At 68.0% G+C, this 18,884-nt stretch carries 14 protein-coding genes; 8 read left to right on the forward strand and 6 right to left on the reverse strand.

The window, feature by feature from the left end:
* Positions 1-6: 6 nt before the first annotated feature.
* Genes tilS through ACZK4H_RS15620 form a run of 3 tightly spaced genes read left to right on the forward strand, consistent with a single transcriptional unit; the run spans position 7 to position 2,458 of the window.
* The gene (gene tilS / locus ACZK4H_RS15610) at positions 7-1,293 is read left to right on the forward strand and encodes a tRNA lysidine(34) synthetase TilS (protein WP_197577844.1); all 1,287 of its coding nucleotides are present in this window, start codon (positions 7-9) and stop codon (positions 1,291-1,293) included.
* A gap of 36 nt (positions 1,294-1,329) precedes the next feature.
* Positions 1,330-1,590 (forward strand): exodeoxyribonuclease VII small subunit, encoded by a 261-nt coding sequence (locus tag ACZK4H_RS15615; protein WP_005410522.1) that lies wholly within the window; start codon positions 1,330-1,332, stop codon positions 1,588-1,590.
* Positions 1,580-2,458: a polyprenyl synthetase family protein gene (locus ACZK4H_RS15620; RefSeq protein ID WP_099555009.1), complete on the forward strand. Its 879-nt coding sequence runs from the start codon at positions 1,580-1,582 to the stop codon at positions 2,456-2,458. Before ACZK4H_RS15615 ends, ACZK4H_RS15620 begins: the two co-directional genes overlap by 11 nt.
* 81 nt (positions 2,459-2,539) lie before the next feature.
* Here ACZK4H_RS15620 and ACZK4H_RS15625 read toward each other — a convergent pair whose 3' ends face one another.
* Both ACZK4H_RS15625 and pmbA read right to left on the reverse strand, forming a co-directional pair.
* On the reverse strand, positions 2,540-2,914 hold the full coding sequence (locus ACZK4H_RS15625) for a DUF4870 domain-containing protein (RefSeq protein WP_099555011.1): 375 nt from the start codon (positions 2,912-2,914) through the stop codon (positions 2,540-2,542).
* Positions 2,915-3,001: 87 nt separating this feature from the next.
* Positions 3,002-4,369 carry a metalloprotease PmbA gene (gene pmbA / locus ACZK4H_RS15630; protein WP_099555013.1) on the reverse strand — a complete coding sequence of 456 codons (1,368 nt, stop codon included), beginning with the start codon at positions 4,367-4,369 and terminating at the stop codon, positions 3,002-3,004.
* Between the two features lie 68 nt (positions 4,370-4,437).
* Here pmbA and yjgA point away from each other — a divergent pair, with 68 nt between their 5' ends.
* The gene (yjgA, locus tag ACZK4H_RS15635) at positions 4,438-5,025 is read left to right on the forward strand and encodes a ribosome biogenesis factor YjgA (protein WP_099555015.1); all 588 of its coding nucleotides are present in this window, start codon (positions 4,438-4,440) and stop codon (positions 5,023-5,025) included.
* Between the two features lie 41 nt (positions 5,026-5,066).
* Here yjgA and tldD read toward each other — a convergent pair whose 3' ends face one another.
* From tldD to ACZK4H_RS15655, 4 genes are read right to left on the reverse strand one after another with little or no spacing between them, the layout of a single operon-like run.
* On the reverse strand, positions 5,067-6,512 hold the full coding sequence (gene tldD, locus ACZK4H_RS15640; RefSeq protein ID WP_099555017.1) for a metalloprotease TldD: 1,446 nt from the start codon (positions 6,510-6,512) through the stop codon (positions 5,067-5,069).
* Positions 6,513-6,571: 59 nt separating this feature from the next.
* Positions 6,572-10,426 (reverse strand): YhdP family protein, encoded by a 3,855-nt coding sequence (locus ACZK4H_RS15645; protein ID WP_099555019.1) that lies wholly within the window; start codon positions 10,424-10,426, stop codon positions 6,572-6,574.
* A gap of 30 nt (positions 10,427-10,456) precedes the next feature.
* On the reverse strand, positions 10,457-11,944 hold the full coding sequence (gene rng, locus ACZK4H_RS15650) for a ribonuclease G (protein ID WP_099555021.1): 1,488 nt from the start codon (positions 11,942-11,944) through the stop codon (positions 10,457-10,459).
* Complete coding sequence (locus ACZK4H_RS15655) at positions 11,937-12,545, reverse strand: Maf family nucleotide pyrophosphatase (RefSeq protein ID WP_099555023.1); 609 nt, start codon at positions 12,543-12,545, stop codon at positions 11,937-11,939. The genes rng and ACZK4H_RS15655 overlap by 8 nt, the downstream gene beginning before the upstream one ends.
* Positions 12,546-12,674: 129 nt before the next feature.
* Between ACZK4H_RS15655 and ACZK4H_RS15660 the strand changes: the two genes are divergently transcribed.
* From ACZK4H_RS15660 to ACZK4H_RS15675, 4 genes are all read left to right on the forward strand, one after another.
* Positions 12,675-13,412 carry an SIMPL domain-containing protein gene (locus tag ACZK4H_RS15660; protein WP_099555025.1) on the forward strand — a complete coding sequence of 246 codons (738 nt, stop codon included), beginning with the start codon at positions 12,675-12,677 and terminating at the stop codon, positions 13,410-13,412.
* A gap of 216 nt (positions 13,413-13,628) precedes the next feature.
* Positions 13,629-14,279, forward strand: coding sequence for an energy transducer TonB (locus ACZK4H_RS15665; RefSeq protein ID WP_099555028.1), 651 nt, complete (start codon positions 13,629-13,631; stop codon positions 14,277-14,279).
* A gap of 197 nt (positions 14,280-14,476) precedes the next feature.
* Entirely contained in the window at positions 14,477-17,290 is a 2,814-nt protein-coding gene (locus ACZK4H_RS15670) for a TonB-dependent receptor (RefSeq protein ID WP_099555030.1), read from the forward strand.
* A gap of 130 nt (positions 17,291-17,420) precedes the next feature.
* On the forward strand, positions 17,421-18,842 hold the full coding sequence (locus tag ACZK4H_RS15675) for a basic amino acid/polyamine antiporter (RefSeq protein WP_099555032.1): 1,422 nt from the start codon (positions 17,421-17,423) through the stop codon (positions 18,840-18,842).
* Positions 18,843-18,884: the final 42 nt, after the last annotated feature.

The following is an 18,884-nucleotide window of genomic DNA, read 5'->3' on the forward strand; positions in this document are numbered from 1 at the left end:
GCCGCCGTGACTGCCTTCCCTGCCCTCGTTCCGCTGGATGCGCCGCTGCTGGTGGGCTACAGCGGTGGCGTCGACTCCACCGTGCTGCTGCACTGGCTGTGGCGCTGCGCGCAGGCCTCCGGCACTTCGCTGCGCGCGGTGCACGTGCACCACGGCCTGCAGCCCGATGCGGATGACTGGGTGCTGCACTGCCAGCAGCAATGCGACGCCTGGGGCATCGAACTGGCCGTGCACCGCGTGCAGGTCGAGAACGGCAGAGGCCTGGGCACCGAGGGTGCCGCGCGACTGGCACGACGCGCCGCGTTCGCCGCCGAACTGCGCGACGGCGAAACACTGGCACTGGCGCAGCACCAGGACGATCAGGCCGAGACCTTCCTGCTGCGGGCCCTGCGCGCTTCCGGCGTCGATGGCCTGGCGGCGATGTCCATGCACAGCCGCCTTGGCGAACATCCCTTGTGGCGCCCGCTGCTGGCGGTGCCACGCAGTGCACTGCTCGACTACGCGCGCCACCACGCGCTGCGCTGGATCGAAGATCCCAGCAATGCTGACGACCACGCCGATCGCAACTTCCTGCGCCTGAAGGTACTGCCACTGTTGCGCCAGCGCTGGCCGCATGCCGCTGCGGCACTGGCGGGCAGCGCGACGCACTGCGGGCAGACCCGCGAACTGCTCGACGAGGAGGACGCCGAGCTGATCGCGCATCTGGAGGTGGCACCGCGCGTGCTGTCGCTGCAGCTGCTGCGCCAGGTCTCACCAGGGCGCGCCGCACGCGTGCTGCGTGCCTGGGCGGCCGGCCACGGTGCGGCACCGCTGCCGGCCACCGTGCTGCAGCAGGCGCTGGACGAGCTGCTGCCGGCCGACAACGATCGTCAGGCCCGTGTGAGCTGGCACGATCACGCGATCCAGCAATGGCGCGACCACGCCTACCTGCTGCCGGCCCGGCTGCCTGCGCTTCCCCTCGCGTGGCAGGCCGAATGGGATGGACGCGCACCGCTGCCATTGCCCGATGGTGGACAACTGCGCCTGCAGGGCACCCCGGCCTTCGAACGCCCGCTGCAGGTCCGTGCACGCGTGGGCGGTGAGCGCATTCTGCTGCCCGGCCGCCAGCATTCGCACGCATTGAAGGACTGCCTGCAGCGTGAGCACCTTGCCCCGTGGCGGCGCGCGCAGCTGCCGTTGATCTTTGATGGCCCGCAGTTGCTGGCCGCCGCCGACGTGGTCATCGGCGCGCCCTTGCAGGCCTGGTTGCAGGCGAACGACGCACAGCTGCAGTGGCGTCCCGGCGGCTGGTGAATTGACCCCCGCGCGCAGCCCGTCCACACTTGCCGCATGGCCAAGAAGTCCCCCGAAAACGCCTCCCCGGTCGCCCAGTTCGAGCAGTCGCTCGAATCGCTGGAACAGCTGGTGGAGCAGATGGAAACCGGCGAGCTGAGCCTGGAAGCTTCGCTCAGCGCTTACGAGCGTGGTGTCGGTCTGTACCGCCAGTGCCAGCAGGCGCTGGAGCAGGCGGAACTGCGCGTGCGCCTGCTCAGCGATCCGGCGCAGCCGGAAGCCTCCGAGCCCTTCGACCCGCCCAGCCATGACGGCTGAGGTTCTGTTCGCGCGCTGGCGCGACCGTATCGAAAGCCAGCTCGACGCCGCTCTGCCCTCGCCTGCCGAAGCACCGCAGCGCCTGCACCAGGCCATGCGCTATTCGGTGCTGGGTGGCGGCAAGCGCATGCGGCCGCTGCTGGTGTACGCCAGTGGTCACCTGTTCGGCGCGCAACCGGAAAGCCTGGACGCGGCCGCGATGGCCGTCGAGCTGATCCATGCCTATTCGCTGGTGCACGACGACCTTCCGGCAATGGATGACGACGCCCTGCGTCGCGGCAAGCCGACCACCCACATCGCCTTCGACGAAGCCACCGCGATCCTTGCCGGTGATGCGCTGCAGACCCGTGCCTTCGGCCTGCTGGCCGATGCACCGCTGCCAGCCACCTTGCGCGTGGCCTGCCTGCAGACCCTGGCCCATGCCTCGGGTGCTTCAGGCATGTGCGGCGGCCAGGCGCTGGACATCGATGCCACCGGCCAGCAGCAGACGCTGGCGGCATTGACCCGCATGCATGCCCTGAAGACCGGCGCCCTGATCCGCGCGGCAGTACGCATGGGCGCGCTGTGCGGCCAGGCCCACGAACCGCAGCTGGCCCAGCTGGACAGCTTCGCCGACGCGCTCGGCCTGGCCTTCCAGGTGCGCGATGACATCCTCGATGTCGAAGCCAGTTCCGAACAGCTGGGCAAGACCGCCGGCAAGGACCAGGCACAGGACAAGAGCACCTTCCCCGCCCTGCTCGGCATGGACGGTGCGAAGGCGCAGCTGCACGAGCTCGCTGCACGCATGCAGTCGATCCTGGCCGGGCATGGCGACGAAGCCGATGCACTGCGCGCGCTGGCGACGCTGGCGGTGGAACGCGATCACTGATCGCTATACACGGCCGGGCATTTCCCGCACACGAAAACGCCCGGCAGTGCCGGGCGTTTTCAGTTCCGCGTGCGGACGATCTTACTTGATCAGGCGCAGCGCGAACGGGTAGCGGTAGGCTTCGCCGTTGTTGGCCTTGACCGCAGCGATGATGCTGAACACCAGGCTGATGATGCCGACGATCGGCGCCAGGATACCGCCGATGATCACGATCATCAGGATCATGCTGATGACCATGGCGATGGTCACGGTGATCTGGAAGTTAAGGGCTTCCTTGGCCTGGTCGGTCACGAAGGCCTTGCCCGCGTCATCCTTGTTAATCAGCCAGATGATCAGCGCGCCGATGAAGCCGGTGAAGATGCCCAGCAGGTGCGCGGCCAGGGCCATGGTGCGCTGGTCGGCCGGGACGTCGGCGATGGCCGGCGGCGGCGGCGGGACGTTATCGAATTCGCTCACGACAAAACTCCTTTTCATTGGGTGGTCTTGACCAACCAGCACCCAGCTGATTGCGTCAGGCGGGCATAGCTTACGCCATCGACGGCATCAATCATTACCGGCGATGGTCATCCGCCCCAACAGGATCGAACCGGTCCGGATGTGCGAGCGGGGATCAACGTCGCTGCCGACCGCCTCGATGCTGCTGAACATCTCGCGCAGGTTGCCGGCGATGGTGATGCCGTCCACCGGGTACTGGATCTCGCCGTTCTCGATCCGGAAGCCACCCGCGCCACGCGAATAGTCGCCGGTCACGCCGTTCACGCCCTGCCCCATCAGCTCGGTCACCAGCAGGCCGTCGCCCATCTGCCGCGCGATGTCCTGCAGGGAGCCGGCATTGGCCGCCAGCTGCAGGTTATGCACGCCACCGGCGTTGGCAGTAGTCTGCAGGCCCAGCTTGCGTGCCGAGTAGCTGCCCAGCACATAGCGTTGCAGCACGCCGTCGCGGACCAGGGCCGAGGCGCGGGTGGCGACGCCGTCGCCGTCGAAGGCCGCCGAGCGCAGGCCACGGCGCAGGTGCGGCAGCTCCTCAATCTGCATCCATTCCGGGAACAGGCGCTGGCCAACGCTGTCCAGCAGGAAACTGGCCTGGCGATACAGGGCACCGCCGGACACCGCCGACAGCAGGTGCCCGACCAGGCTGCGCGCAACTTCCGGGGCGAACAGCACCGGCATGCTGCCGGTGGCCAGCGATCGCGGCTGCAAGCGGGCGACAGTGCGCTCGGCGGCACGACGACCGACCAGGCCCACCTCTTCCAGATCCTCGCGGGCCAGCGCACTGGTGTACCAGCCATCTCGCTGCATGCCATCGCCCTGCCCGGCGATCAGCGCACAACCGACCGAATGGTGGGTGCCGCGCTCACGGCCGATGAAGCCATGCGAATTGGCATAGACCGACAGGCTCTGCATGCTCGACACCGAGGCGCCGTCGGAATTGCGGATCTGCGCATCAGCCTCACGGCCTGCGGCTTCGCAGGCCAGGGCCAGGTCCACCGCCTCGTCGGCCTGCAGCGGCCACGGGTGCCAGCCGTCCAGGTCCGGGAAGTGGGTGGCCATCAGGTCCGCCTCGGCCAGGCCGGCGGCCGGGTCGTCTTCGGTATGCCGGGCGATCGCACAGGCCTGTTCGACCGTGGCGGCAAGGCTGGCCTCGTTCAGGTCGCCGGTGCTGGCGCTGCCCTTGCGTTGGCCGAAATAGACGGTGACGGCGATACCGCGGTCACGGGTGGACTGCACGGTCTCAACCTCGCCAAGGCGGACATTGACCTCCAGGCCACGGTCTTCGCTGCAGCTGACCTCGGCCTGGCTGGCGCCCAGCGCACGGGCGCGGTCGAGCAGCTGCTGGGAAAGGTCGGCCAGCCGTTCCAGCCGGGCCGGGCTGTCGTCGCCGACAGCGACTTCAGGGGCGATCACGTTCAATGCTTTATCCTGTACGGGTTGGGCCCGGCATCACGCCGGGCGACTTTTTTTGAGATCAGGTAGGAACGATGCGCGGACGCGACGAAGAAACCGGTGAATTCCACGACAAGAGCCGCAGCCAGAACCGGCGCGACGCGCTCGACGTCCTGGCCCTGGGCGAGAAGCTGGTGTCGTTGACCCCGGCCCAGCTGGCACGCCTGCCGATCCCGGAAGACCTGCTGCCGCATATCGCCGAGTGCAAGCGCATCACCGCCCACATCGCCCACAAGCGCCAGCTGGCGTTCCTGGCCAAGCACATGCGCCGCGAAGAAGACGCCACGCTGGATGCGATCCGCGATGCGCTGGACGCCAACAGCGAAACCGGTCGCCGTGAAGTGGCGATGATGCACCGCGCGGAAGACTGGCGCGACCGCCTGCTGGCCGAGGGTGACAAGGCGCTGGCTGCACTGCTGGACGACTACCCGCAGGCCGACCGCCAGCAGCTGCGCACGCTGGTGCGCAATGCGCAGGCCGAGAAGGCCAAGAACAAGCCGCCGCGCGCCTACCGCGAAATCTTCCAGGTGCTGCGCGCCCTGATGCTGCCGGCCGCGCTGGGCCTGAAGGCCAGCGCCGAAGACGCCGACCCCGTCGAGACCGACGAAGCCGACGAGGACTGAGTCCCCGCCGAGCGGGGCGGTGGCGCTGGCCATCGCCCCGCTCAGGCCTGGGTACCGCCGACGGTGATGCCCTCGATCAACAGCGACGGCTGGCCAACCCCCACCGGCACGCTCTGCCCGTCCTTGCCACAGATACCCACGCCCTCGTCCAGGGCCAGGTCGTTGCCGACCATGCGCACCTTCTGCATGGTTTCCGGACCGTTGCCGATCAGCGTCGCCCCCTTCACCGGCGCGGTGATGCGGCCATCCTCGATCAGGTAGGCCTCGGTGGCCGAGAACACGTACTTGCCGCTGGTGATGTCGACCTGGCCGCCACCGAAGTTCACCGCGTACAGGCCCTTCTTCACCGAGCGGATCATTTCCTGCGGGTCATGCTGGCCGGCACGCATGTAGGTATTGGTCATGCGCGGCATGGTCAGGTGCGCGAACGATTCGCGGCGGCCGTTGCCGGTCGGCGCCATGCCCATCAGGCGTGCATTGAGGCTGTCCTGCATGTAGCCGACCAGGATGCCGTCCTCGATCAGCGTGGTGCACTGGCTCGGGTGGCCCTCATCGTCGATGTTCAACGAACCACGACGGCCGTCGAGCGTACCGTCGTCGACGATGGTCACGCCCGGCGCCGCGACGCGCTCACCGATGCGACCGGCATAGACACTGGTGCCCTTGCGGTTGAAGTCGCCTTCCAGGCCGTGGCCGACCGCTTCGTGCAGCAGCACGCCGGGCCAGCCCGGGCCCAGTACCACCGGCATCACCCCGGCCGGTGCCGGAACGGCGTCCAGATTCACCAGCGCCTGGCGCAGGGCCTCGCGCGCAAACGCTTCCGGGCGACCGTCGGCGAACAGCGCCTCGTACCCATAGCGGCCACCACCGCCGGCATAGCCGGACTCGCGGCGGCCGTTGTGTTCGACGATCACCTGCACGTTCAGGCGCACCAGCGGGCGCACGTCAGCGCCCAGTACACCGTCGCTGCGGGCGATCAGCACCGTATCGACGCCGCCGGACAGGCTCACCATCACCTGCTTCACGCGCGGGTCGGCGGCGCGCAGGTAGCCATCCAGGCGCTTGAGCACCTCGACCTTGGCCTCGTTGCCGATGCCATCGATCGGGTCCAGCGCCGGGTACAGCGCGCGCGCGTCGCCGCGCAGCAGCGATCGCCCGGACTGGGCGCCGCCTTCGCGCGAAATCGCACGCGCCGACTGCGCCGCGGCCAGCAGCGCATCGGCATGGATGTCATCGGAGTAGGCGAAACCGGTCTTCTCGCCGGAAATCGCCCGCACGCCCACGCCCTGCTCGATGGAATGGGCGCCGTCCTTGACGATGCCGTCCTCCACGCTCCAGCTCTCGCGGCGGGCGTGCTGGAAATAGAGGTCGCCGAAGTCCACACCGGGGCCGAGCAGCTGGCCGAAGGTGCGCTCCAGGCCAGCGGTATCCAGGCCGCCGGGGCGCAGCAGGCGGTCTTGGGCAAGCGTCAGGGCGATATCAGTCATGGTCTCGATCTGGGGGTGCGGGGGCGCTCAGGCAAGCCCCGTGAACAGGAGGTCCACGCTCAGCGTGAGCGTGGCAGGTCGGTAACGGTCGGCGGTACGGCCGGGGCCGGGCGCGGTACGGGCGCTGGCGGGGTCTTGTCGCGGCTGCGTTCGATCACTTCCACCTTCGGCTCCTTCCATGGGCCGGTCACCTTGTAGGTGCGGGCGCCGATCTCGCCGAGCGGTTTGGACAATACCGCATTGGTGGCCGCGCCGAGTGCCGCGCCGACCGGGCCACCTGCCACCGCGCCGACCACGGTCAGCAGATTGCCGGCCCGCGGGTTGACATCGATGGTCTGGTCGAACTGCTGGTTGCGCAGGTCGGCCTGGCCGCGGATGGTGATGTTCGCCGCCGGGCCTTCGATCAGCACCTTGTCGGTGCGGGCCATGCCCTGTCCGAACTGCACGCTGCCGTCGACCTGGTTGAACGCGAAGCCCTTGGAGAAGAAGTCGCGGAAGTCGAACATCAGGCGCCGCGGCAGCTGGGTCACGCTGAGCAGGCCCAGCACACGACCGGCGCCCGGCTCCAGCTCCAGCAGCTGGCCATTGCGCGCGTGCAGGTCAAGGCGGCCCTGCAGGTTGGCCAGCTGGAAGTCCGACGGCCCTCCGCTCCACGACGCCTGCAGCTGCGCCTGGCCGGAGCCGCCGCGCAGCTGGCCGCCGTAATCGAGGTTCTGCATCAGGCCGCCCAGGTCCTCACTACGCACCTGCGCGGTCAGTTCGGTGCGGGCGCCACCGGTGCGGCCCAGCCAGCGACCACTGATGTCGATCTCCTGGTCCGGCGCCCGGAAGCGCAGCTCGTCCACGTTCAATCCGTTGGCCAGTGGCCGCGTGCGCAGCACCGCCTGGCCGAGCACGACCTTGCCGAACTGCAGGTCGGCGATGTCCAGCGCGAACGGCGGCAGCTTGGCCGGGTCCATGTCGTTGGCGCCGGCCTGCACCCGCGCTGGCGCGGCCGCGCCCGGTGCCGGCGGCAACGACTGCCAGTGCACGCGGTCGAGTTGGCCACTGATGGTGCCTCCTTCGGCGTTGGGTACGGTCAGGCGACCGGCCAGCGAAGGTCCATCCAGGCGCACATCCAGCGCCTGCGGCCCCGGCTGCAGCTGCAACCGGGTCTGCTCGAAGACGCCGCCGATCAGCATCAGCTTGCCGACCTGCACGTCTACGGCACGCAGCGGCATGCCGTCATCGTCGTTGCCACCGCGGGCAAGGCCGATCCACTCCAGCGCATCCAGGGTCGGGCTGCGGCCATTGACGGACAATCCGCTCGGCGGCGGCTCGCGATCGGCATGGTCGCTGCCCAGAGTGACCTGCACGCCGGTGCGGTTGTTGTGGCTGCGCGCGGCCAGCGCCAGCCGCTGGCCAAAGGCCACGTCGATGCGGCCGGCACCCATCGGCAGCTGCGCGGCCACCGTGGTCGCCAGCGGCTCGGTGGCCGGCTTGTCCAGGGGCGCCGGCAGGTCCAGGCGGGTTCCCACCAGATCCGAACTCAGGCGCAGCTCGCTGGGCGGTGAGGGCGCTCCCGGTGCGACTTTGGGCAGGTTGACCGCGATGGTCCATGGCGAGGTACCGGCGATATAGGGCTTGAGCCACGCCATTTCCGGGGCACGGTCAATCAGCACGCCCGCGTCGAGGTTGGCCGCCAGCTGCGACTCGAACGCCAGCCTGCTGTCGTGCACGTAGCCGCCGGCGCGCAGGCTCAAGCGGCCATCCTGACCAAGGTGGCGCACCGCCAGTTCCTCGGCACCGAAGCCACCATTGCTGTAGCGCGCCTGCCCATGCATGTTGTCGAAGGCCAGCTGGAAGCGCTTGTCCACCAGCTTCACACCGTTGAGGTCGACCGTGCCCTGCAGGTGACCGCCGCCTTCATCGTGGTGCAGCGGCTGCAGCAGGTCGAAGGTCACGTGCGCTGGGCCGCTGGCGACCAGGTTGTCCAGGGTATCGCCATAGTCCTTCTGCAGCGGGCTCTGCCGCAGCATCGCCAGCAGCTTGCCCGCATCGCTGGGCGCATTCGCGCGCACATACAGCGGCTGCTGGCCGAAGTCCGGAATGCCCGCTTCGAATGCCTGTACCGCCACGCCGGCCAGATCGCCGCGCCCGCGCATGTCGAAGCCGGGGCCGATGAAGGCGATGTCGGCATCGACCTGGCGCATCAGCGGCCAATCGTGCTGGAAGCGGATCTCGCCATTTGTGATGTGCCCGGTGGCCTCGAAGCGGCCATCATTGTTGTCGAACGGCCAGTCATCCAGGTCACCGCTGACCAGCCCGACACCGTTGCGCACCTGCCCACCGGCCAGTGCCATGTCCAGCCAGTCGGTGGCGCCCTTGCTCATCTTGGAATGGATCCAGAACCGCTTGGCCGCGGTCATCGGCACATCGTCCAGCTTGGCCGCCAGCTGCAGCCACGGCCGCGTGCCGTCCCCCTGGAACCAGACGCCGCCACGCACGTCGGCTGCGTAATCGGTACCTTCCACCCGCATCGCCGCGGTGCCGATGCGCCAGCCACCGGCCTCGTCGCGCCAGCCCACCACCTGCCCGGCCAGATGCAGGTCGTGGCGCACGCCGAAGCCGGTCGGCCAATCGAACTGCAGCTGACGTTGCGGCTGCAGCTGCAGGCTGAAGCCATCGGCATCGCCCTCGAAGCGCCCCCCCAGGCCGCGCAGGCCCGGCGAGTGACCCACGCTGGCGAAGCCCAGCGACTGCAGCTCACCCTGCACCCACAACGGGCCATCACGTTCACCGGCCAGCTGCAGCTCACGCACATCCAGCTGCGGTTTGGACAGGAACAACCAATGGCGCAGGCCGGGGTCGAGGCGATCACTCAGCGCCAGGGCCCGCAGCGCGGTACCGGCCTGTACCTCGCCGGAACCAACCCGCAACTGCTTGCCGACCTGCAGGTGCAGGCCATCGAGCTGTTGTTCGCCGTCTCCCGACTTCAGGCGCAGGCGCGGCACCTGCAACGCCCAGCCATCGGCCTGGCGCTGCCAGCGCAGGCGGGCCTGCACGCGCTGCAGCTGCAGCTGCGGAGCAGCCACGTCGGGCATCGGTGCGCCGTCGATGCGGACGTCACGCAGGTCCGAATCAGTGGTCAGGGCCACCGGCGCGAAATCGCGCAGGGTCAGCCACAGGTTCAGTTCGCCCTTGCCCTCGCGCAGGCGGATGCCCCCGGCCGCCAGCAGCGGCGACCAGGCGTGGAAATCAACGGGGTCTGCGCCAAGCCAGGCCTGGCCGTTGCCGCCTGCGCGGTCCACGTCCAGTACTGCGGTCAAAGGCAGCGCATCGGCCTGTGCCCATGCCCGTACGCCCACCCGCAGGCGCTGGCCGTTGACGCGCAGGCGGAGGTCGATGCGCGGCAGCGTGGTGTCGATGCCCAGGCCCGGCGCATGCACGCCCAGGCGGCCACCGATCACCTGCAGTTCGCCCAGCCGGCGCAACGCGTCCAGCGGGTCGCCGCCGGTGTTGGACCGCGGCAGGCCACGCACCGACCAGCGGCCGTCCTCGCCCTGCTGCAGGTCCAGTGCCAGGCCACGCAGGCGCAGTTCGGTCAACGAGCGGCCGGGCAGCAGCCCGCTGTACATCGACACCAGCACCTCGGCCTCGCCGATGGCCAGGCCCTGGCCGGCGCCGATGCGCAGGCCCTTCAGCTGCAGCAGCGGACCACGCCGGGTCCAGGCCGTCTGCAGCTGGTCGAAATGCACCGGCTGGCCGGCGCGTTCACTCAACCAGGCGGCAATCCTGTCGGGATGGCGCTCGGCCAGCGGCAGCAGCTGGCTGAGGGTGCCCACCAGCAGTGCCAGCCCGACCAGGCCCACCGCGCAGGCGGCAATGAAATGACGGCGGATCCTTCGCAGTCGCAGGCGCGGCGGCGCGCTCATCGGCCACCGCCGGCCTGCGGCCGGCGAGGATCAGAGCAGAACAACATCGAATTGCTCCTGCAGGTACTGCTCGTCCGCCTGGAAGCGGATGCTCTTGCCGAGGAATTCCTCCAGCTCGGCCACCGCCGAGGACTCCTCGTCGGTGATGCGCGCGACCACCTTGGTCGAGGCGATCACCAGCAGGCGCGCGGCATCGAACTGGCGCACGGCACGGGTGATCTCGCGGAAGATCTCGTAGGTCACCGTTTCGGTGGTCTTGATGCTGCCACGACCGCTGCACTGCGGGCAGGTTTCCGACAGCTGGCGCTCCAGGCTCTCGACCGTGCGCTTGCGGGTCATTTCGACCAGGCCCAGCGGCGAGAAGTCGTACACCGTGGTCTTGGCATGGTCGCGGGCCAGCGCCTTTTCCAGCGTACGCAATACCTGGCGGCGGTGCTCGGCATCATCCATGTCGATGAAGTCGATGATGATGATGCCGCCCAGGTTGCGCAGCCGCAGCTGCCGTGCCACCGCCTGCGCCGCTTCCAGGTTGGTGCGGAACACCGTCTCTTCCAGGTTGCGCTGGCCGAGGAACGAACCGGTGTTGACGTCGATGGTGGTCATCGCCTCGGTCTGGTCGATCACCAGGTAGCCACCGGATTTCAGCGGCACCTGCTTGTCCAGCGCACGGCCGATCTCGTCCTCCACCCCGAACATGTCGAAGATCGGACGGTCGCCGGCGTACAGCTCGAGTTTCTCGGCCAGCACCGGCATGTACTTGGCAACAAAGGCCTGCAGCTGGCCAAAGGTCTCCTTCGAGTCCACCTTCACCTTGTCCACGTCCTTGCGGATCAGGTCGCGTACCGATCGCAGCGGCAGGCTCAGGTCTTCATAGATGTTGCTGCACGAGGCAGCTTCGCGGCCACGACGCTCCACCACGTTCCAGACCCGCGACAGGTAGGCGATGTCCTCGGCGATGGCTTCGGCCGGCTGGCCCTCGGCGTTGGTACGCACGATGTAGCCGTAGCCACCATGCTGGGCCGACAGCTCGGTCACCAATGCCTTCAGCCGCGCGCGCTCGGTTTCATCCTCGATGCGCGCGGACACGCCCACGACCTTGGATTGCGGCAGCAGCACCATGTAGCGCGAAGGAATGCTGATCTGCGTGGTCAGGCGCGCGCCCTTGGTGCCGATCGGGTCCTTCACCACCTGCACCACGATGTCCTGGCCATCACGCAGCAGCTCGACGATGGGCACGCTGGCCGGCGGCGGCAGGGTCGTGTTCTCGGTGTCGGCACTGGCCACCGGGGCCGGGCGCACCACGTCGTTGGCGTGCAGGAACGCGGCGCGCTCCAGCCCCACTTCGACGAAGGCCGCCTGCATGCCAGGCATGACCCGCTGCACCTTGCCCTTGTAGATGTTGCCGACCACGCCACGGCGCCAGCCGCGCTCGATGTGCAGTTCCTGCAGCATGCCGTTTTCGATCACCGCGACCCGGGTTTCGCGCGGGGTCACATTGACCAGGATTTCCTCAGACATCGGCAGCCTCCCTGGCGGCATCAGCAGTTGGGGCCGGCACGCCGCAGCGCGCCAGCAGACGATCAGTGTGCAGCAGCGGCAGTCCCATCACGCCGGAGTAGCTGCCGGAAAGATGTTCGATCCAGCGTTCGGCCCCGCCCTGGATGGCGTAGGCGCCGGCCTTGTCCAGTGGCTCACAGGTGGCCACGTAGGCGGCGATGTCGGCAGCGTCGATCGGCGCGAAGGTCACTTCGGAAATGACCAGTTCGCTGTCCAGCCCATCCGCACCGACCACCACCACGGCGGTCATTACCTGGTGGGTGCGCCCGGCCAGTCGCGCCAGCATCGCACGCGCGTCGGCTGCGTCGGCCGGCTTGCCGAACACTTCACCGTCCAGCACCACCTCGGTGTCCGAGCCCAGCACCCGCGCCTGCGGGTCTTCGGCCAGCACCCGCGCCAGCCCGGCACGCGCCTTGTCGGCCGCGACCCGGCACACATACTGTTCGGCACTCTCGGTCGCGGCGCGCTGCTCGACGACCTCCAGGTCCAGGGCCTGGAAGGGGCGTCCGAGTCGGGCCAGCAACTGGTTGCGTCGGGGGGAGCGGGAAGCAAGATAGAGCATCGGCACAGCATAACCTGAGCCCGTCACCTGAATCGTCGGCAACCCGTCGAGGAACGCACACAACCCCGAACGGGCTCACAGCGCGTTCATCGCTACGACACCACCCTCACCGCACAACAAGGAGATCCCATGCGCCTGACCGCCACCCCGCTGCTGCTCGCCCTGTCCCTCGCCCTTGGAACCTCGATGACCGCCCATGCTGCCCCGTCGTCGCCATCGATCGCCGCCGCGGCCGAAGGCACCCTGCTGAACATCTCGTCCAACGCCGAAGCCACCCGTGTGCCGGACGTCGCCACGCTGTCGGCCGGCGTGGTGACCCAGGCCGCCGATGGCAACAGCGCGATGCGCCAGAACGCCCAGCAGATGGACAAGGTGCTGGCAGCGGTCAAGGCCGCCGGCATCGCCGAGCGCGACGTGCAGACCAGCGGGGTCAGCCTCAACCCGCAGTACCGCTACGCCGACAACGAAGCGCCGAAGATCACCGGCTACCAGGCCAGCAACACGGTCAGCCTGAAGGTCCGCGACATCGCCAAGCTCGGCAAGGTGCTGGACGCGCTGGCCGCACAGGGCGCCAACCAGATCAACGGCCCCAGCTTCGAGATCGATCAGCCCGAACCGGTCTATGACGAAGCCCGCCTCGCCGCGCTGAAGAAGGCCCAGGCCCGTGCCCAGACCTACGCCAAGTCGCTGGGCCTGCAGGTGCGCCGCATCGTCAGCATTTCCGAGAACGCCGGCGGCGGCTACCGCCCGATGCCGATGATGCGGGCCATGTCGGCCGGCGCAGCGATGGACAAGGCCACCCCGGTCGCACCGGGTGAATCCACTGTTTCGGTCAATCTGGACGTGGTGTTCGAACTGGGTCGCTGATCCCATCCCTTCCGGTAGACAGAGGCGGGTCCCGCAGGGGGCCCGCCTTTTTCATGTGGGCCGGGGCGGCTGGCTGAAGGCCAGCCCAACGATCCTGTCCCTGCCTCTAGGCAGTGGCCGGGGCCTGGCGTTAATGATTGGCTGCCAGCCGCGTGCGGCAACCCCGCCACGGGCCCTGGTGCGTTGAGGACTTCGTCACTGGCATGGAGGTGGACCATGGTTCGTACGTATCCCGTTGCATCCCCGCACTTCGACCCCGCCCGCGTTGCCGCCTGGAGCGCGGCCATCGCCCTGCATCTGCTCGCGTTCCTGTTGCTGTTGATCCCGGCGACCTACCAGGCCGTGCAGGTCCCGCGTGACAAGACCACGGTCAGGCTGATCGAGAAGATTCCGCCAACGCCGCCCCCTCCGGTACTGCAGGAACCGGAGGAAGTCGCCCGGGTCGTGCCGAAACCGCGCACCCAGCCGGTGGTTCCGCCACTGCCCGCTCCCACGGCGACCGTGGAAGAGACCCAGGGCATCGCGCTGCCGGCCGCCGAACAGGCCGCGCCACAACTCGCGCCGAGCATCGACGCCCATGCACCGCTGGCCGGCGCCCAGCTGCAGTACCGCAGTGCCCCACCACCGGCCTATCCGGTCGCCGCGCTGCGCAACCATGAGCAGGGCACGGTGCTGCTGCGGGTGGAGGTCGACAGCAGCGGTCAGCCGGTCGCGGTCAGCATCGAGCGCAGCAGTGGCTCGCGCCACCTGGACCAGGCCGCACGCCAGCAGGTGCTCAAGCGCTGGCGCTTTGAACCGGCCCAGCGTGATGGCGTAGCGGTACCGGCCATCGGCCTGGTGCCGGTGCAGTTCTCGTTGCCGGACTGACGATTCGGGGCCGGTCCGACCGCCTGTCGGACCGGCCTTCGGGATCGAAATGCCAAACTCGGCAAAGTTCGAGCTCAAACGTTACGGATTAAGCAAAATTTCACGACTTCGTCACCCGTCGGAAACCTAGATTGGCCCGTCCCGGACACTCCGGAGACAGCCCTCAACGCTACGGTTTTCCAGTTAGGAGAGAAGCTGTGAAACACCTGATCCAACGGCCCGCCAGCCGCCGCCGCTGCACCCTGGCATCGTCCATCACCCACATCCTTACCGGCGGCACCCTGCTGCTGGTTGGCGCCGTGGCTTCCACCTCCGCGTTCGCGCAGGAAAAGGCCACCAACCTGGACCGCATCACGGTTACCGGTTCGAACATTCCGCGCACCAACACCGAAACACCGTCCCCGGTGCAGGTGGTGACCCGCCAGGAAATCGACCGCACCGGCAAGACCACGGTTGCCGAATACCTGCAGACCCTGACTGCTGATGGCTCCGGCTCCATTCCAAAGACCTTCGGCAACGGCTTCGCCGGCGGTGGCGCCGGTATTTCGCTGCGTGGCCTGGGCGCGGGTTCGACCCTGGTCCTGTTGAACGGCCGCCGCATGGCCACCTACGGCCTGGCTGACGACGGCCAGAAGGTCTTCACCGACCTGAGCACCATTCCGCTCGACGCGGTTGAACGCGTGGAAGTGCTGAAGGATGGCGCCTCGGCGATCTATGGCTCCGATGCCATCGCCGGCGTGGTCAACATCATCCTGCGCAGTGACTTCCAGGGCGCGATCCTGCGCGGTTCCTACGGTGTCTCCGGCGACGGCGATGGCGACGCGAAGAAGGCGACCCTGACCGCGGGTACTGGCGACCTCGCAACCGACGGCTGGAATGCCTTCTTCAGCCTGGACGTCGGCAAGACCGACGCGATCAAGATCAGCGATCGCAAGAACCGCAAGTGGATCGGCACCGGCGATACCCGCCCGTGGGGCTACGGCAACAACGCCCAGTTCCTGGGCGGCGCCTTCCTCAGCGGCGGTACCCGCGGCGGCGTAGGTCCGAATGGTTCGGTGTACGACAGCACCGGCCATCTGGTCGCCCTGCCGGGCTGTGCCGGCCTGACCACCATTCCCGGCCAGAACGACGCAACCGCCCAGGCACAGGGCTGCCTGTGGGATCCGAACCAGCTGTACCGTGACCTGACCCCGGAAGAGAAGTACGTCAACGTGTTCGGTCGTGCCAGCTTCGCCTTCGGCGAAGGCGGCGAGATCTACACCGAGATCGGCTACTCGAAGAAGGACACCACCTTCAGCAACACGCCGTCTGGCGTTTCAGGCGGCTGGGGCTACCCCGGTGGCCCGATCAACGCCAACAGTGGCGATGGCGCCACCGTGCTGGGCCCGAACCATCCGGACAACCCGATCCCGGGCCAGGCCTCGCGCCTGCGTTACTCGGCCTGGGATGTCGGCCCGCGCGTGACCGACAACTCCAACGAGTTCACCCGCTTCCTGGTCGGCGTCAAGGGCAACTGGGGTGACTGGAGCTACGATACCGCCTACCTGCACTCCGGCACCGACCTGGTCAACAAGCGCACCGGCTTCCTCAACTACGACAACGTGCGTTGCGCCCTGGCCAATCCGAACTGTGCCGGTGGTGTGTGGCGCATCGGCGACAACGCCAACCTCAATTCGCAGGCGCTGTACGACTTCATCTCGCCGCGGATCAGTGCACGTGCCAAGTCGACCCTGGACATGTTCGACTTCACCGTGTCGCGCAGCCTGATGGACCTGAAGGGTGGCCCGCTGGGCCTGGCGATCGGTACCGAGTGGCGCAAGACCAGCAACAGCCTGACCCCGCAGACCTTCACCGACCAGGGCCAGATCATCGGCCTGGGCTATTCGGCCTACGACGGCACCCAGAACGTCTACGCCGGCTATGTGGAACTGTCGGCACCGGTGCTGGAACAGCTGGAACTGTCCGGCGCGCTGCGTTACGACAAGTACGAAAGCGGCGAAGGCAAGGCAACGCCGAAGCTGGGCATCAAGTGGACCCCGGCTGACTGGATCGCCCTGCGTGCCAGCTACGCCGAAGGCTTCCGCGCGCCCAACCCGGCCGAGAACGGCGATGGTGGCCTGGCTGCCTTCTCCAATGCTGCCGACCCGGTGCGCTGCCCGGGCGGCAACCCCGCACCAGGTGCGACCTCCGACGATTGCGGCGCCCTGCCGGTCGCGATCATCACCCGTCCGAACAAGGACCTGAAGCCGGAAGAGTCGAAGAGCTACTCGGTGGGCATCGTGCTGCAGCCGACTTCCACCACCTCGCTGACCGTGGATGCATGGCAGATCAAGCGCACCAATGAAATCGCCCAGGGCGACACGGGTGCGGCGATCGCGGCAGGCAATGTGCTGCGTGACAACAACCTGCTCAACGGCGTCCCGGGCACCGGCAGCATCCTGGCCGTCAACACTGCGTACATCAATGCCGCATCGACCCGCGTCCGCGGTATCGATACCGATATCCGCCAGACCTTCGATATCGGCCCGGGCCAGCTGGAAATGGACCTGCAGTGGAGCCATGTGCTCAAGTTCGAGCGCACCGATGCCGACGTCACCCGCGACTACGCCGGCACCCACGGCAACTGCGACGTGACCAACTGCATCGGTACGCCGAAGGATCGCATCAACTTCGGCACCACCTGGCGCCAGGGTCCGTGGAGTGTGAGCGGCGTCGCCAACTACATCTCCAAGATGGAGAACAAGGATTTCCGTGGTCCGGAGGGCTCGTACCAGTTCTCGTACTTCGACGGTACCGACGTCACCAAGATCTCCTCGTTCACCACCTTCGACCTGTCCGGCCGCTGGAACATCACCGAAGCCTTCGAGCTGAATGCCTCGGTGCAGAACGTGTTCGATCGCATCGCTCCGCTCGACCCGACCACCTACGGTGGCGTGAACTACAACCCGCTGCACTTCAGCGGTGCCATCGGCCGTTACTTCACCGTCGGCGCCAAGTACACCTTCAAGTAATACCGTTCAACGCACCACCTTCGAAGGCCCGGGCATCTGCCCGGGCCTTCGTCGTTGCGGCCCCCTTGCGCGCATGTTCACGGGCACGCCGCTACCGTGGGGTAGCGGCATCACCGCCGCAGGGGACATCATGGCCGCGACCTCACAACGCCTCGGGCTGCCCGCGTTGACCGCACTGGTGGTCGGCTCGATGGTCGGCGCCGGCATCTTTTCATTGCCGCAGAACGTGGCGCGCAGCGCCGGGCCGGCTGCGGCACTGCTCGGCTGGGCGGTCAGCGGCGCCGGCATGCTGATGCTGGCCTTCGTGTTCCAGGCCCTGGCCAACCGCCGGCCGGATCTCGATACCGGCATCTACGCGTATGCGCGCGAGGGCTTCGGCAACTACATCGGTTTCTCCGCGGCATGGGGCTACTGGGTCGCCTCGGTACTCGGCAACGCCAGCTTCTTCGTGCTGATCTTCAGTGGCCTCGGCCACTTCATGCCGGTCTTCGGTGAAGGCAATACCCCGGCCGCCGTGGCCGCTTCGTCGCTGCTCCTCTGGACCGTGCACCTGCTGGTGCTGCGCGGCCTGCGCACCGCCGCCATCGTCAACGGCCTGGTGACGGTGGCCAAGCTGCTGCCCATCACGTTGTTCCTGATCCTGGCCGCCGGTGCGTTCCGCATGGATGTGTTCCGTGCCGGTTTCCTGGGCACGCCCGCGCTCGGCGACCTCGGCCAGCAGCTGCGCGGCATGATGCTGGTGACCGTGTGGGTATTCATCGGCATCGAAGGCGCCAGCATCTACTCGCGCCGCGCGGCCCGCCGTGCTGATGTCGGCCGCGCTACGGTGATCGGCTTCCTCGGCGTCTGGCTGCTGCTGGTGCTGGTCAGCCTGCTGTCGATGGGCGTACTGTCGCAGGCCGAACTGGCCGGATTGCCCAATCCGTCGATGGCCTACGTGCTGCGCGCCATCGTTGGCGAGTGGGGCGCGACGGTGATCATCATCGGCTCGATCATTTCGGTACTCGGCGCGCTGCTGGCCTGGGTGCTGCTGTGTGCCGAAGTGCTGTACGCCGCTGCGGGCGACGGCACCATGCCGGCCTTCCTGGGCCGCGAGAACGCGCGCGGCGTGCCGGCCAACGCACTCTGGCTGAGCAATGGGTTGATCCAGCTGTTCCTGCTGCTGGTGCTGGTCAACTCCGGCAGCTACACCGGCCTGGTGCTGCTGGCCGCGTCGATGAGCCTGGTGCCCTACTTCCTGTCGACCGCGTTCGGCGTGCAACTGGCGTGGCGCGGGCACGCCTATGCGGGTGAACCGGGCGTGCGCTGGCGCGATTTCGCGGTGGCGCTGCTGGCCAGTGCCTACGCGTTGTGGCTGGTGTATGCAGGAGGTCTCGACAACCTGCTGCTGTCGGTGCTGCTGTATGTGCCCGGCGTGGTGGTGTTCGCACTGACCCGGCTCCAACGCGGTGAGCAGGTATTTACGCGTTGGGAATGGGTGCTGTTCGGTGCCATTCTGGTGGTGGCCATCGCTACGCTGGTCGCGTTCTCCAGAGGTGAGCTGGCACTGTAGAGCCGAGCCCGCGCCCGGCTTGGCACAGGCAGCCGCGCATGG

This window comes from Stenotrophomonas sp. 78350_Sma, from assembly GCF_056482105.1.